This window comes from Microcoleus sp. Pol12B4 (assembly GCF_036701385.1).
In the GTDB taxonomy this organism is placed as follows: domain Bacteria; phylum Cyanobacteriota; class Cyanobacteriia; order Cyanobacteriales; family Microcoleaceae; genus Microcoleus.
On record NZ_JAUBQR010000473.1, the window covers coordinates 1 to 1,067 of the forward strand.

Annotated in this window: 1 protein-coding gene; it reads left to right on the top strand. The window is 51.2% G+C overall.

Going from position 1 to position 1,067, the window contains the following annotated elements:
* Positions 1 to 237: 237 nt before the first annotated feature.
* On the top strand, positions 238 to 1,067 hold an 830-nt coding region (locus tag QUA38_RS29150; protein WP_333168035.1), incomplete at its 3' end, for a D-alanyl-D-alanine carboxypeptidase.

A 1,067-nucleotide genomic window follows, 5' to 3' on the forward strand; every position in this document is an offset into this window, starting at 1 on the left:
CTCATTTCCGACTACTCTGATAGAACTTGTTTTGTCACTACTTTACTATTTTTGACTGCAAATTGAAAAAATCAATGAAATAGTTTACATGACCGCAAGCAGTTTAGTCCGGGAACCCCGGATTCATCCGTGGAGCGAGAAAAAAGCTCCCCATCTTTATCACTTGCCCCCGGATTTATCAGTGGGAGCGCTTTCTTCAATCTGAAATCTAAAATCGATTGACTTTAGGAGTAAAAAATGCTGGATTTATTTAGCTCAGGGATGATGTCTCTGTGGCTGGACATGGCTGGGGTAGGTAGTGCCGCGCCTAGTGCTGCGTCAGTGCTGGCTTGGCGGGGAGGGATACCCGGGTTAGTGATGGCTGAAGATTTGGCTTTTGGGGGAATAGATGCGGCCAATCCAGACTTGCCTGCAGAAGCGACGGTGCGGGAATATTTAAAAGAGTTGAAAGAAAAGAACCTGATTAATGGGAATCAGGGAATTTGGGTGCAAGCGGGAATGGTGCCGCTGGTAAGTCAGCAGGGCAAGACGCTGATGCCTGGGGCTTCGCTGACTAAGATTGCGACTTCTCTAGCATCGCTGGAGACTTGGGGCGCGGATTATCAGTTTGAAACGGGGTTCCGAGCAACGGGGCCGATTAGGAATGGGGTGTTGGAGGGAGATTTGGTGGTCAGCGGCGGGGGCGATCCGCTGTTTGTGTGGGAGGAGGCGATCGCCGTGGGCAACGCTCTCAATCAAATGGGTATCGAGCGCGTGGCGGGAAATTTGGTGGTGACAGGCAATTTCCGCATGAATTACCAGTCCGATCCTTTGGCTGCCGGGGAGATACTGCGGCAAGCTCTTGAGGGTAGCAATTGGCCTGCGGACGTGGTGGCAATGTATTCTAAGATGGCTCCAGGAACTAGAAAGCCGCAAGTAACGGTTGCCGGCAGCGTTATTGCTGAGAAATTTGTGAGTTCGGGGCATTTGCTGCTGAAACGCCGATCGCTCCCTTTAGCCGAAATTCTCAAGCAGATGAACGTCCACAGCGACAATGAAATGGCTCAGATGCTGGCAGACGATTTGGG